This is a genomic window from Streptomyces sp. NPDC008313, assembly GCF_042956125.1.
In the GTDB taxonomy this organism is placed as follows: domain Bacteria; phylum Actinomycetota; class Actinomycetes; order Streptomycetales; family Streptomycetaceae; genus Streptomyces.
The window spans coordinates 23292-36777 of the sequence record NZ_JBIBFR010000025.1; the positions used below are offsets into that span (position 1 = coordinate 23292).

A 13486-nucleotide genomic window follows, 5' to 3' on the forward strand; every position below is an offset into this window, starting at 1 on the left:
GCGGGTGAACCCACCTAAGCCGGTGGCCCGATGCCCCGTCCAGCTTCGCCGGGCCGGGCCCGGCGATCAGCGCACCGGTCGGCGCTTGGCTCGCCGGGAGACGCGCAGACCACTGACGAGCAGGGCGACCAGGAGCACCACGATGCCGATGAACAGCAGATAGAGGAGTCCTTTGACCGTGGCACCGATGATGCCCAGGATGATGGCCGCCAGCACGAGCAGCAGAAAGATCACCATCTCCGCGGAGCACCTCCATTCGTTGCCTTCGTGCCCTTCGGTCCGGAGGTCCGCTCAGCGGCGCGCGAGCTGCCGTCCGCCGTTGGGTCCCGGCTGATAGCTCATGCCGTAGTGGTGGAAGACGGCTTCCTCCTGCTCCGCGGGCAGCACGTCGTCCGTGCCGATCCACGGAGCCTTCTTCACCACGCCCTTCTCGTACGGGATCTTGACGTAGTCAGGTCCCAGGATCGCGTCGTCCACAGGGGCGAACACGAGGCGTTGACGCGTGGGAAGCCCCGTCCTCACGGTGACCATGGCGGGCTGGTCGGTGTCGGTGGCCACGTAGACCGCCTCGAGCGCGCCGATCTTGTTCCCCTTGGGGTCGACGACGTCGCAGTCCCGCCACTCTCGGATGTCGGCTGCCTGGATCATGTGCTGCTCCCTCTTGACCAGCCGGACAGATCCCGCCCCCGGACATCCCGTGTTCCCGCGCCGACGCGGGTGAAACGGCCACCGCACGAACCGCTTCCCGGCACGCCACCGCGCCGACCGCTCCCGGCATGGCCGAGGCAGCACCCGGGAACGACGAAGTGCCCGGGCCGACAGACGTCGGTCCGGGCACTTCTTCGCAGACCGGAGGGGGTACCCCTCGCCTGCTTCCCGTAGACCCTGTGGGACTCGAACCCACAACCAATGGATTAAAAGTCCACTGCTCTGCCAATTGAGCTAAGGGTCCACGCGGCGTCTGGCGCCGGTGCTTCCCCGAGCATAGCGGGACGTGGCCGGGGAGCCGATCGGGTATGGGCGGCCCGGCCACGCCGAATGGACGGGATGGTCAGGGATCGACCGGTTCCGGGGCGCCGGCGCGGGCCGCCTCGCGGGCGAGGGTGCGTTCGTGGTCGGGGTTGAGGAACCAGTGGCGGGCCGAGGCCAGCCACCAGGCGGCGGAGAAGCCGAGGACCACGAGGACGGCGACCGGGGCGTAGTTGAAGGTCTCCCAGGTGACCGGCGAGACCTGCGGCAGCATGAACAGCACGGTGATGACGCCGACCCAGGTGACCGCGACGACGCCGATCACCCGCGACCAGCGGCCCAGGTGCCAGGGGCCCCGCTCGAACGCCTCCCCCTTGCGCAGCCTCAGCAGGGTCGGGATCACGTAGGCGATGTAGAGGCCGATGACGGCGATGGAGGTGACGGCCGCGTACGCCGTCACGTTGATCAGATACGGCAGACCGAGCGCCAGGGCGCCGAGCGCGGCCAGCCAGACGGCCGCGACCGGAGTCCGCGTCCGGGGGTTCACGGTGTGCCAGACGTGCGAGTAGGGCAGCGCCCCGTCGCGTGAGAAGGCGTAGATCATCCGGCTGTTGGCGGTCACCGACGCCATCCCGCAGAAGAGTTGCGCGCCGATCACGACCAGCAGCAGCAGTTTGCCGGAGGTGGCGCCCAGCGCGTCGAGCAGGATCTGCGCGGGCGGCGCGCCCGTCGCCGAGCCCAGCGCGCCGTCGTACGACTGGATGGCGAAGGTGAAGCCGAGGAGCAGCACGAAGCCGGCGATCCACGACGTCCAGATGGAACGGACGATGCCCCGGGGCCCCGCCGTCGAGGCGTCGTGCGTCTCCTCGGTCATGTGGGCGGAGGCATCGTACCCGGTGAAGGTGTACTGCGCCATCAGCAGGCCGAGCAGCGCCACGTACAGCCCGCTGCCCCAGCCCGTGTTGTTGACGAACTCCGTGAAGACGAAGGACGCCGACTGATGGTGGTCGGGTACGAGGGCGAGCGCGCCGACGATGAGGGCGACCCCGACGACGTGCCACCAGACGCTGACGCCGTTGAGGAGGGCGACGATCCGGACCCCGAAGGTGTTCAGCAGTCCGTGCAGGACGAGGATGCCCGCGAACAGCAGGATCGTCCGGCCGGGTGTCACGTCGAAGCCGAACTGCAGGTTCAGGTACGCGCCCAGGAACGAGGCGGCGCCGAAGTCGATGCCGGCGGTCACCGCGACCTGCCCGAGCACGTTGAACCACCCGGTGAACCAGGCCCAGGCGGCGGCCGTGCGGGGCGGGGCCAGCCGGTGGGCCCAGAAGTACAGCCCCGCGGACGTCGGGTACGCCGAGCAGATCTCGGCCATGGCCAGCCCGACGAACAGGGTCATGAGACCGACGACGACCCAGCCCCAGGTGATCACGGAGGGGCCGCCGGTGTTCATCCCGAACAGATACAGCGTCAGACAGCCGGACAGCACCGAGATGATCGTGAACGACACCGCGTAGTTCGAGAACGCCGACATACGGCGTGCGAGCACCTGGGTGTAGCCGAGCTGGGCGAGGCGCTCCTCGTCGGAGAGGGGAGAGCCGGACGGGTCCCGCGCACCAGAAGGAGAGGGAGTTGTCATGCTCCCAGCGATTCCCTCGGCGGGGACGTGCCATGCGCCGTTCCGGCGGACCGGAGCGGGACGTCATCCTTCGCGCGCGCGTGCGACAGCACTGTGGCCCCCACCCGGTCGGGTGGGGGCCACAGTGCTCACTTCAGTGCGGATCAGCCGTTGCGCTTCCAGCGCGGCTTGTCGTCACGGCGGCCGAACGATCCGGTACCCGTGCCGGTGCCGGTGCCGGTGCCGGCGCCGCGGTGGTCGTCACGACGGCCGTACGGGCGGTCGTGGCTGCCCGAGCGGAAGCCGCCGGAGGGACGGTCGCCCTGACGGTCGCGGTTGAACGGACGGTCGCTGCCCCGGTGGCCGCCCCGCTCGTCGCGGCGGTCGCGGCTGAAGCCACCCCGGTCACCGCGCTCGCCGCGGTCGTCACGGCGGTCACGGTTGAAGCCGCCACGGTCCCCGCCGTCACGGCGGTCGTCACGGCGGAAGCCGCCACGGTCGCCACCCTCACGACGGTCACGGTTGAAGCCACCGCGGTCCGCGCCGTCACGGCGGTCGTCACGGCGGAAGCCGCCACGGTCGCCACCCTCACGACGGTCACGGTTGAAGCCACCGCGGTCCCCGCCGTCACGGCGGTCGTCACGGCGGAAGCCGCCACGGTCGCCACCCTCACGACGGTCACGGTCGAAACCGCCACGGTCGTTGTCACGGCGGTCGCGGCGCTCGTAGTTGCCCCGCTCGTCGCGGCGCTGACGCGGCTCGTACGAGGTGCGCTCGGCGGGCTGCTCTCCCGCCGGGGCGGCCTCGGCGGGAACCTCGGCGGCCGCCGGCGCGGCAGCGGCCTCGGCCGCGGCGACGACGGCCGCCTCCGGGTCGTCGCCCCGCTCACGCGCGGCACGGGCGACGAGGCGGTCGGCCTCCCCGCGCAGCTCCGCGGCACGGCGCTGCGCGCGCTCCAGCTCCTTGGTGAGCTGCGAGACCTCGCGCTCGGCCTGCTGGGCGGCGTCGCCCGCCGACTGGGCCTGGACCTCGGTCATCGAGCGGGCGCCGGTGATCTCGGCGACCTCGGGCTCGAAGGCCGTACCGGAGTTGATGATGTGACGCGCGGCGTCGACGCCCGCGTCCTCCATCAGCCGGAAGATCTGCCGGCGCTGGTGCGGCAGGGACAGCGACACGACGGTGCCGGAGCGGCCGGCGCGAGCGGTACGGCCGGAGCGGTGCAGGTAGTCCTTGTGGTCTCCGGCCGGGTCCACGTTCAGGACCAGGTCGATGCCGTCGACGTGGATACCGCGGGCCGCGACGTCGGTGGCGACGAGCGCGTTGACGTAGCCGTCCTTGAAGTCGGCCAGCGTCCGGGTGCGCGCACCCTGCGTCATGCCGCCGTGCAGCGCGTCGGCCTTCACACCGGCGTCGCGCAGCTGCTCGGCGATGCGGTCGGCGCCCAGCTGGGTGCGGACGAAGATGATCGTGCGGCCCTTGCGGGAGGCGATCGCGGCGGTGACCGGCGCCTTGTCCTTGGGCTTCACGATGAGGATGTGGTGCGACATGGTCGTGACGTTGCCCTGGGCGCTGTCGACCTCGTGCGTGACCGGGTTGGTCAGGTAACGCTTGACCAGCGTGGAGATCTCGTTCTCCATGGTGGCCGAGAACAGCATCCGCTGGCCGCCGGCCGGGACCTGGTCGAGCAGCTCGGTGACCTCGGGCAGGAAGCCCAGGTCCGACATCTGGTCGGCCTCGTCGAGGACGGCGATCCGGGTGTTCTCCAGCGAGCAGGCGCCGCGGTTGATGATGTCGCGCAGACGGCCCGGGGTGGCGACGAGGATGTCGACGCCGCGCTCCAGGGCGTAGATCTGGTTGCCCATCGACGTGCCGCCGCAGACGACCTTCATCTTCAGGCCGAGGACGTCGCCGTACGGCTGGAGGGCGTCCGCGACCTGCATGGCCAGCTCACGGGTCGGCGTGAGGATGACGCCGCGGGGCTTCTTCTTGTCGGTGTGGCCGCCGGCCAGCTGGGCAAGCAGCGGCAGACCGAACGAGAGGGTCTTGCCGGAGCCGGTGCGGCCGCGGCCGAGGATGTCCTTGCCGGCCAGGGCGTCCGGGATGGTCGCGGCCTGGATCGGGAAGGGGGTGGTCACGCCGTTCTGCGCGAGCTTGCGGACGACGCCCTCGGGCAGACCGAGGTCCGCGAAGGTGGCCTCGGGCTCGGGAGCGGACTCCACGATCTCGACGGCTTCGACGGTCTCGACGGCTTCGACGGTCTCGACGGCTTCGACGGTCTCGACGGCTTCGACGATCTCGACGGCCGCGGTGGAGTCGGTGTCGAGCTCGTTGTTCTCGGGCACGACGACACGATCAGTACTGGAAACAGACATGCGAAATGCGAACCTTCCGGAGTTCTCGGCACGCGCCCAAACTCCGTGAATTCGCAATCGACCGCCTCAATGCGGTCCGGCCACGGCAAGGGAGAGTACGCGCCACGCGGCGCTCTCTTTACGGCGCCGGGCAAATGGGATCAAACGATCTACCACCATACGCACCCCTCACCCCTGAAGGCAAACCGGTTCTCTCACCCGCAGGCCGGCCCGCTTCCGGGTGACCTTCCCGACGATTGCCAGGCTGTGGGCGGCGAACACCCTCTGACCTGCCCTTCCACGGCTCCCGCGTCCGGCGGCCCCGTCCGGATCCGACTCTTGTTCCCCGCGGCCGTGTGACGCACCTCGCCCGGCCGTGCCGCACCGTGCCATGCCCTACGCCCGTGCCGTGTCCCACGCCGTGCCGTGTCCCGCTCGCGCCGTGTCCCACGCCGTGCCGTGTCCCGCCCGGCCGGGGACGGCTCGCGGGCTACGCCGCCAGGCCCGCGCGCGGGGCCGGCTCCCGGTTCACCAGCTGCGTCGTCTGCTCGTGCGCCGACGCGGACGGCTCGGCCGAGCCCGGGTCGGCCGGAGGGGTCCCGGGGTCCTTCGGCGGGGTCGGCTCCGCCGGTGTCCGCGTGGGCGTCGGCTCGTCCTCGGTGGGCCCGGACTGCTGCGGGTCGCCTCCGCCGCCCTTGCCGTCCGAGCCGCCCCGGCCGCCCTTCGTCGCCCCCTCGCCGGTCGGGTCCCCGGATCCGGAGGCGGACTCGGACGGCTCCGCGGAGCCCGAACGCCTGTCCCCGGGTCTCGCCGGGCCGCCGTTCACCGCGCGCCCTCCCGGATAGCCCGCGCCGTCGCGGCCCGCGGCGGGCCCGCCGTCGGGCGCTTCCCCGGCGTGCCTTCCCGCCGAGTGGGAGGGGCCGGGCCGGCCCGCGTCGTCACCGACGCTCATACAGCCGGCGGCGGCCGCCACGGCCACGGCCGTCACGGCCAGTCGGGCGGGTAGGAACAGGGCGCGCACAAGCAGCCACCTCCGAGGCGGATACGGGAGTCCAACTGCCCAACTCCCCTCGCCCGCGGGAGGACACGCCCGCCCGCGACAGCCGCGCCCCGTCCCGGCCGGCGCCCGGCCGGGGAGACGTCACCCGTAGCCGAGCGCGTGCAGCCGGGCGTCGTCGATGCCGAAGTGATGGGCGATCTCGTGCACGACGGTCACCTCGGTCTCCGCGACGACGTCCTCCCTCGTCCCGCACATCCGCAGCGTGGGCCCCCGGTAGATCGTGATCCGGTCCGGCAGCACGCCCGCGTACCACTCGCCCCGTTCCGTCAGCGGGGTCCCCTCGTACAGCCCGAGCAACTCGGGATCGTCCGTGGGCGGCTCGTCCTCGACGAACACCGCCACGTTGTCCATCAGCCGCGTCAGCTCGGGCGGGATCCGGTCCAGGGCCTCGGCGACCAGTTCCTCGAACTCCTCGCGCGTCATCTCCAGCACACCGCCATTGTCGGGCACGGCGCCGCCGCAGGAGAGCCCGGAACCGCGCCGCGTCCGTGCCGTGTCCGTCCCACGTCCCCCGCGCACCGGCACCGCATAGGGACGAGCGGACTTGGGCATACGGGACCAATGGCCCGCGCCCGTGTCCTCGCCGCCGCCCTGCACCGCGTACGACCGGTCCCCCACGCCCTCCGCCGCCGCCGCGCCCGCCCCACGCTTCCGGTGCTCGAACTCGCCGAGCGGCGCAACCCGTACGCGCGGGCCCTCGGCCTGATGGCCGTCGTCCTCCTCGGCGCCTGGCTGGGCCTGCTCGTCGTCGGCAACGTGCGCGTGCCGGTCGGCCCCATGGACACCACCATGACCCTGCGCCCCTCCCTCACCGGCGGCACCAAGATCAACGTCGCCCCGCTGGGCGCCCTGGAGCTGAACAGCCACGTCGCCCCACTGCGGCTCGACGTCGACGTGGACCGGCTCGACCCGGTCCGCTCGCAGGCCCTGGTCGACCATCCGGAGCGCCTCTCCGGGCTCCAGGACGAGGTCGCGCACGACGTCGAGCACGGCACGCTCGACCTGGCCCTGCGCTCCTGCATCGCCGTCGTCGCCGGGGCGACCGCCCTGGGTCTCGGGGTCTACCGTCGCCCGCGCCGCGCGCTCGCGGCCGGCGGACTGGCCCTGACGCTCCTCGCGGCGTCCGGGGCGACCGCCTTCGCGACCTGGAACCCGAAGTCGGTCCTGGAACCGAAGTTCTCCGGGCTGCTCTCCTCGGCACCCTCCGTGGTCGGCGACGCCCGCAGCATCGTCAGCGAGTTCGACGTCTACCAGAAGGAGTTGGCACGCCTGGTGACGAACGTGACGAAGCTCTACGACGTCACCTCCACGCTCCCCGCGTACCGGCCCGACCCGACCACGATCCGGGTCCTGCACGTGTCCGACATCCATCTCAACCCGGCGAGCTGGGCGATCATCGCGTCCCTCGTGAAGCAGTACGACATCAACGTGATCGTCGACTCCGGCGACACGATGGACCACGGCAGCGCCGCCGAGAACGCCTTCCTGGACCCGATCGCCGACCTCGGCGCGCCCTACGTCTGGGTCCGCGGCAACCACGACTCGCGGACGACCCAGCGCTATCTGCGGGACATGAAGAACGTGCACGTCCTGGACGAGGGCGGTGCCGTCTCGGTGGGCGGTCTGCGTTTCGCGGGCATCGGCGACCCGCAGTACACGCCGGACCGCTCCATCGAGCGAGGAGGCGACCGGGCCGAGGAGCTGGCCGGCGCGCGCCTCGCCTCCGCGCTGAGGGACCAGCGGGCGGCCGGGACCCCGGTCGACATCGCCATCGCGCACAACCCGACGGCGGCGCGCGAGGCGGACGGCTCGGTGCCCCTCGTCCTGGCGGGCCATGTCCATCACGAGGAGATGGAGGTGATGAAGTTCGGCACGAGACTGCGCATCGAGGGGTCGACGGGGGGCAGCGGCCTGCGCGCCGTCGAGGGCAAGTACCCGGATCCGATCCAGGCGTCGGTCCTCTATCTGGACCGGGACACCCGGCGTCTGCAGGCCTGGGACGAGATCGAGCTGGGCGGGCTGGGACTGACGACGGCCGAGGTCAGCCGCCATCTCCCGAAGGAGAACCAGCCGGGCGCGTCCCCGTCGCCGATCCCCTCCAGGAGCGCCCCTTAAAGCGTTTTGGCGATACCTCCCGACATCCCATATGCTTCTCACGTCCCCGACGCGCTGAGAAGCGCCCAGGCGGGCCGATAGCCCTCATCGTCTAGCGGCCTAGGACGCCGCCCTTTCAAGGCGGTAGCACGGGTTCGAATCCCGTTGGGGGCACGCAGTACCGTGTGCGACACTTACGTTCGTTGGTTCGCGCACAACAGCAAGGTCCTGTGGAGCAGTTTGGAGTGCTCGCCACCCTGTCAAGGTGGAGGCCGCGGGTTCAAATCCCGTCAGGACCGCTGAGGTTTCGTTTCACGTGAAACCTCGTGGCTGGGTAGCTCAGTTGGTACGAGCGATCGCCTGAAAAGCGATAGGTCGCCGGTTCGACCCCGGCCCCAGCCACCACCGCCCTCACCAGGGCTCGCACCCCCGTCGTTCATCGACGGGGGTGTTTTCGTACAGCCGGTGGGCCGTCGCACTCGTCCGAGCCCCGCGACGCGCCACCTCCTCCTTCCCGCCGCGTTCTCCTTCCGGCCGCGCTCCCCTTCCCACGCGTCACCCGTACGGCGCCATCGCCCCGGCGCCTGCCTCATGCCCGCGATCACCTGGGAGTCAGGGCCCCGTACGGCCCCCGCCGAGGCGGACGGCGGCTCCCCGAGTTGCGCGGCGGCCCACGGGCGCCCGTCATGGACGCAGAGCCTGTGGTCCGCCCCGCCCATGCCGGAGGCAGGGCCCAAAGGAGGACCCGCCGAGGTCCGGGCTGCTGATCCGTAGGGAGAAACACATGCGACGCGTAACCGTCGGCCTCGTCATGGCCGCCGCGCTTCTCTCGGGGCCTGCCGCGGCCACCGCAGCCGCACAGACACCGGAGGTCGTCAGCACCGTCGTCGCCGCCGCGCCGGCCCAGACCCAGGCGAAGGCCGACATCGACGTCAAGGAAGACGACAGCAATGGCGGCTGGGGGTTGTGGGGCCTCCTCGGCCTCCTCGGTCTGCTCGGGCTCATCCCCCGGCGTCAGAAGTCGCACACCCAGTCCACCCCGCGCGGCACCACCGGCACCGGAGGCGGCGCCCACCAGGGCGACCGGCTCTGACCCGCCCACCGGGACACACCCCCGCCGGCCGTCCCGGCGGGGGTTTCCCGTGCGCGGCGGGGCCGTCGCACCGGGGCCCGGTCGCGGTGGCACCGGGGGCCCGTGCCACCGCGGGGCAAATATGTTCGCCAGGGCTTCGGGGGAGGTGAGATCCTGGGTGCCGTATGTCCACGCACCCCGCTTCCGCCCTCGGCGCCCTCGCCCCCCGCCTGACCGAGCTGTCGCTGCGCGACGCGCACCGGCTCGGGCGCAGGCTCGAAGGTGCGCGCAAGATCCGCAAACCGGAGGCCCGTGCCGCCGTCCTCGCCGAGATCGAGGCCGAGGTCGACCGGGCCGAGGAGCGGATGGCCGCCCGGCGCGGCCGCCTCCCCGAGATCACGTATCCGCCGCAACTGCCCGTCAGCCGGAAGAAGGACGAGATCGCCGACGCCATCCGCGACCACCAGGTCGTGATCGTCGCCGGTGAGACCGGGTCCGGCAAGACGACCCAGATCCCGAAGATCTGCCTTGAGCTCGGGCGCGGCGTCCGGGGCATGATCGGCCACACCCAGCCCCGCCGCATCGCCGCCCGCACCGTCGCCGAGCGCGTCGCCGAAGAGCTGGACACACCGCTCGGCGAGGCCGTCGGCTGGAAGGTGCGCTTCACCGACCAGGTCAACCAGGACTCCACCTTCGTCAAGCTCATGACGGACGGCATCCTGCTCGCCGAGATCCAGACCGACCGCGAGCTGCGCGCGTACGACACGATCATCATCGACGAGGCGCACGAGCGGTCCCTGAACATCGACTTCCTGCTCGGCTACCTCGCCCAGCTGCTCCCCCAGCGTCCCGACCTCAAGGTCGTCATCACGTCCGCGACCATCGACCCGGAGCGTTTCTCCCGGCACTTCGGGGACGCCCCGATCGTCGAGGTCAGCGGCCGGACCTACCCGGTGGAGGTCCGCTACCGCCCGCTCCTCGAAGAGGAGGGCGACGACGCCGACCGGGACCAGATCACGGCGATCACCGACGCCGTCGAGGAGCTGATGGGCGAGGGCAAGGGCGACATCCTCGTCTTCCTCTCCGGTGAGCGCGAGATCCGGGACACGGCGGACGCCCTGGAGAAGAAGAAGTACAGATTCACCGAGGTGCTGCCGCTGTACGCGCGGCTCTCGCACGCCGAGCAGCACCGGGTGTTCCAGCAGCACACCGGACGCAGGATCGTCCTCGCGACGAACGTCGCGGAGACCTCCCTCACCGTCCCCGGCATCAAGTACGTCATCGACCCCGGCACCGCCCGCATCTCCCGCTACAGCCACCGCACAAAGGTGCAGCGGCTGCCGATCGAGGCGATCTCGCAGGCCAGCGCCAACCAGCGCAAGGGCCGCTGCGGCCGTACCAGCGACGGCATCTGCGTCCGGCTGTACAGCGAGGAGGACTTCACGGCGCGGCCCGAGTTCACGGACGCGGAGATCCTCCGTACGAACCTCGCCTCCGTCATCCTGCAGATGACCGCGGCCGGGCTCGGCGACATCGAGAAGTTCCCCTTCATCGACCCGCCGGACCACCGCAACATCCGCGACGGCGTCCAGCTCCTCCAGGAGCTCGGCGCGCTGGACCCGCAGGAGAGGGACGTACGCAAGCGGCTCACCCCGCTGGGCCGCAAGCTCGCGCAGCTGCCCGTCGACCCCCGGCTGGCCCGGATGGTCCTGGAGGCGGACCGCAACGGCTGCGTCCGCGAGGTCATGGTGATCGCGGCCGCGCTGTCCATCCAGGACCCGCGCGAGCGCCCCGCCGAGAAGCAGGCGCAGGCCGACCAGCAGCACGCCCGGTTCAGGGACGAGACCTCGGACTTCCTGGCGTTCCTCAACCTGTGGCGGTACGTGCGCGAGCAGCAGAAGGAGCGCGGCTCGTCCTCGTTCCGTCGCATGTGCAAGCAGGAGTACCTGAACTTCCTGCGGATCCGCGAGTGGCAGGACATCTACAGCCAGCTGCGCACCGTCGCCAAGCAAATGGGCATCCAGCCGAACGAGGACGACGCCCCGGACCAGCAGGTGCACGTGTCCCTGCTGGCGGGACTGCTCTCCCACGTCGGCATGAAGGACGTGAAGGAGGGCGCGAAGAACGAGTACCTGGGCGCCCGCAGCGCCAAGTTCGCGATCTTCCCGGGATCGGCGCTCTTCAAGAAGCCCCCGCGGTTCGTGATGTCGGCGGAGCTGGTGGAGACCTCCCGCCTCTGGGCCCGGGTCAACGCGAAGATCGAGCCCGAGTGGGTCGAGCCGCTCGCCGGCCACCTGCTGAAGCGCACCTACAGCGAGCCGCACTGGGAGAAGGACCAGGCCGCGGTGATGGCGTACGAGAAGGTCACGCTGTACGGCGTGCCGATCGTGGCCCAGCGGAAGGTGAACTACGGGCGGATCGACCCGGAGGCGAGCCGCGAGCTGTTCATCCGCAACGCGCTCGTCGAGGGCGACTGGCGCACGCACCACAAGTTCTTCGCGGACAACCGCAGGCTGCTCACCGAGGTCGAGGAGCTGGAGCACCGGGCACGCCGCCGGGACATCCTCGTCGACGACGAGACGCTGTTCGACTTCTACGACCAGCGGGTTCCCGAACACGTGGTGTCGGGGGCGCACTTCGACTCCTGGTGGAAGCACAAGCGTCACGAGGAGCCGGACCTCCTCGACTTCGAGCGGTCCATGCTCATCAACGAGCGCGCCGGGGACGTCAGCAAGGACGACTACCCGGACGCGTGGCGCCAGGGGCGGCTCACGTTCCGGGTGACGTACCAGTTCGAGCCGGGCGCCGACGCGGACGGTGTGACCGTCCACGCACCGCTGCAGGTGCTGAACCAGGTGACGGACGAGGGCTTCGACTGGCAGATCCCCGGGCTGCGGGAGGAGGTCGTCACGGAGCTGATCCGCTCCCTCCCGAAACCGATCCGCCGCAACTACGTGCCGGCGCCGAACGTCGCCCGGGCGTTCCTGGAGCGCGCGGTGCCGCTGCAGGAGCCGTTGACGGTGACGATGGCCCGTGAGCTGAAGCGGATGGTCGGGGTCCCCCTCACGGCCGACGACTTCGACTGGACGCGTGTCCCCGACCACTTGAAGATCACCTTCAGGATCGTCGACGAGCGGCGCCGCAAGCTCGCCGAGGACAAGGACCTGGAGGCGCTGAAGCTCCGGCTGAAGCCGAAGGCGCGCAAGGCGATCTCACAGGCCGCCGCGGCCACCGCCGAGCGGACCGGCGGCGAGTCCCTGGAGCGCCGTGGCCTCACCGACTGGACGATCGGCTCGCTCAGCCGCGTCTTCGAGACCCGGCGCGCGGGACAGCCCGTCAAGGCGTACCCGGCACTCGTCGACGACGGCGACACCGTCTCCGTACGCCTCTTCGACACGGAGGCCGAGCAGCAGCAGGCGATGTGGAAGGGCACCCGGCGGCTGATCGTCCGCAACATCCCGGTGAATCCGGCGAAGTTCGCTTCCGAGAAGCTGACGAACGCGCAGAAGCTCGCGCTGTCCGCCAATCCGCACGGTTCGATCCAGGCACTGTTCGACGACTGCGCGCTGGCCGCGGCCGACAAGCTGACCGCGGACTTCGGGGGCCCGGCGTGGGACGAGGAGTCGTACCGCAAGCTGTACGAGAAGGTGCGCGCGGAGATCGTCGACACCACGGTCCGTACGGTCGGGCAGGTGCAACAGGTGCTCGCCGCCTGGCAGGCCTGTGAGCGCCGCCTCAAGAGCACCAGGAGCCCCACCCTGCTGGCTAACCTGACGGACGTGCGGGGGCAGTTGGACGCGCTCGTGGGGCCGGGCTTCGTGACCCGGACGGGGCTGCGCCGGCTGCCCGACCTCATGCGATACCTGGTGGCCGCGGACCGCCGTCTGCAGCAGATGCCGACGGGCGTCCAGCGGGACACCAGCCGTATGGAGAAGGTCCACGAGATGCAGGACGAGTACGCGTGGCTGCTGGAGCAGCTGCCGCAGGGGCGTCCCGTCCCGCAGGCGGCCCTGGACATCCGCTGGATGATCGAGGAGCTGCGCGTCAGCTACTTCGCCCACGCGCTCGGCACGGCGTACCCGGTCTCCGACAAGCGCATCGTGAAGGCGATCGACGCGCTGGCGCCGTAACGCCCCCGGTACGCTGGGTGAGTTCGACCGGGGGCCCACCCTCCTGTACAGTCTCTTTTCGCAGCACAGCGCAAGAAATGTGGCTGCGAAACCTGGTCCTGTGGAGCAGTTTGGAGTGCTCGCCACCCTGTCAAGGTGGAGGCCGCGGGTTCAAATCCCGTCAGGACCGCAGTAGCTGAGGGCCCGCATCCG

General features: G+C 70.9%; 9 protein-coding genes and 5 tRNA genes. 7 read left to right on the forward strand and 7 right to left on the reverse strand.

The window, feature by feature from the left end; genetic code table 11:
• Nucleotides 1-66: 66 nt before the first annotated feature.
• The 7 genes from ACFY93_RS27955 to ACFY93_RS27985 all read right to left on the reverse strand — a co-directional run bounded on the left by ACFY93_RS27955 (nucleotide 67) and on the right by ACFY93_RS27985 (nucleotide 6430).
• Nucleotides 67-237 (reverse strand): hypothetical protein, encoded by a 171-nt coding sequence (locus ACFY93_RS27955; protein WP_391364060.1) that lies wholly within the window; start codon nucleotides 235-237, stop codon nucleotides 67-69.
• Nucleotides 238-291: 54 nt separating this feature from the next.
• Nucleotides 292-648, reverse strand: coding sequence for a PRC-barrel domain-containing protein (locus tag ACFY93_RS27960; protein WP_391364061.1), 357 nt, complete (start codon nucleotides 646-648; stop codon nucleotides 292-294).
• 231 nt (nucleotides 649-879) lie between these two features.
• Nucleotides 880-952 (reverse strand) — tRNA-Lys (locus tag ACFY93_RS27965).
• 99 nt (nucleotides 953-1051) lie between these two features.
• Nucleotides 1052-2608 carry an amino acid permease gene (locus tag ACFY93_RS27970; protein WP_391364063.1) on the reverse strand — a complete coding sequence of 519 codons (1557 nt, stop codon included), beginning with the start codon at nucleotides 2606-2608 and terminating at the stop codon, nucleotides 1052-1054.
• 143 nt (nucleotides 2609-2751) lie between these two features.
• Nucleotides 2752-4959, reverse strand: a complete 2208-nt coding sequence (locus ACFY93_RS27975) for a DEAD/DEAH box helicase (protein WP_391364064.1) — start codon at nucleotides 4957-4959, stop codon at nucleotides 2752-2754.
• Between the two features lie 469 nt (nucleotides 4960-5428).
• A complete protein-coding gene (locus tag ACFY93_RS27980) occupies nucleotides 5429-5959 on the reverse strand; it encodes a hypothetical protein (RefSeq protein WP_391364067.1) in 531 nt (176 codons plus the stop codon).
• A 120-nt stretch (nucleotides 5960-6079) separates the two neighbouring features.
• Complete coding sequence (locus ACFY93_RS27985) at nucleotides 6080-6430, reverse strand: metallopeptidase family protein (RefSeq protein ID WP_391364068.1); 351 nt, start codon at nucleotides 6428-6430, stop codon at nucleotides 6080-6082.
• A 129-nt stretch (nucleotides 6431-6559) separates the two neighbouring features.
• Here ACFY93_RS27985 and ACFY93_RS27990 point away from each other — a divergent pair, with 129 nt between their 5' ends.
• From ACFY93_RS27990 to ACFY93_RS28020, 7 genes are all read left to right on the forward strand, one after another.
• The gene (locus ACFY93_RS27990) at nucleotides 6560-8113 is read left to right on the forward strand and encodes a metallophosphoesterase (RefSeq protein WP_391364070.1); all 1554 of its coding nucleotides are present in this window, start codon (nucleotides 6560-6562) and stop codon (nucleotides 8111-8113) included.
• 80 nt (nucleotides 8114-8193) lie between these two features.
• Nucleotides 8194-8266 (forward strand) — tRNA-Glu (locus tag ACFY93_RS27995).
• Between the two features lie 50 nt (nucleotides 8267-8316).
• A tRNA-Asp gene (locus ACFY93_RS28000) sits at nucleotides 8317-8391 on the forward strand.
• Nucleotides 8392-8420: 29 nt separating this feature from the next.
• Nucleotides 8421-8497 (forward strand) — tRNA-Phe (locus ACFY93_RS28005).
• A 379-nt stretch (nucleotides 8498-8876) separates the two neighbouring features.
• Nucleotides 8877-9185 carry a WGxxGxxG family protein gene (locus tag ACFY93_RS28010; RefSeq protein WP_391364072.1) on the forward strand — a complete coding sequence of 103 codons (309 nt, stop codon included), beginning with the start codon at nucleotides 8877-8879 and terminating at the stop codon, nucleotides 9183-9185.
• A gap of 164 nt (nucleotides 9186-9349) precedes the next feature.
• Nucleotides 9350-13294, forward strand: a complete 3945-nt coding sequence (gene hrpA / locus ACFY93_RS28015; RefSeq protein WP_391364074.1) for an ATP-dependent RNA helicase HrpA — start codon at nucleotides 9350-9352, stop codon at nucleotides 13292-13294.
• Between the two features lie 94 nt (nucleotides 13295-13388).
• A tRNA-Asp gene (locus tag ACFY93_RS28020) sits at nucleotides 13389-13463 on the forward strand.
• The last annotated feature ends 23 nt before the right edge of the window (nucleotides 13464-13486 follow it).

Coding starts and splice junctions, on each gene's coding strand:
- ACFY93_RS27960 (WP_391364061.1), bottom strand. CDS start 648: ATGATCCAGGCAGCCGACATCCGAGAGTGGCGGGACTGCGACGTCGTC.
- ACFY93_RS27970 (WP_391364063.1), bottom strand. CDS start 2,608: ATGACAACTCCCTCTCCTTCTGGTGCGCGGGACCCGTCCGGCTCTCCC.
- ACFY93_RS27990 (WP_391364070.1), top strand. CDS start 6,560: ATGGCCCGCGCCCGTGTCCTCGCCGCCGCCCTGCACCGCGTACGACCG.
- ACFY93_RS28010 (WP_391364072.1), top strand. CDS start 8,877: ATGCGACGCGTAACCGTCGGCCTCGTCATGGCCGCCGCGCTTCTCTCG.
- ACFY93_RS27975 (WP_391364064.1), bottom strand. CDS start 4,959: ATGTCTGTTTCCAGTACTGATCGTGTCGTCGTGCCCGAGAACAACGAG.
- hrpA (WP_391364074.1), top strand. CDS start 9,350: ATGTCCACGCACCCCGCTTCCGCCCTCGGCGCCCTCGCCCCCCGCCTG.
- ACFY93_RS27955 (WP_391364060.1), bottom strand. CDS start 237: ATGGTGATCTTTCTGCTGCTCGTGCTGGCGGCCATCATCCTGGGCATC.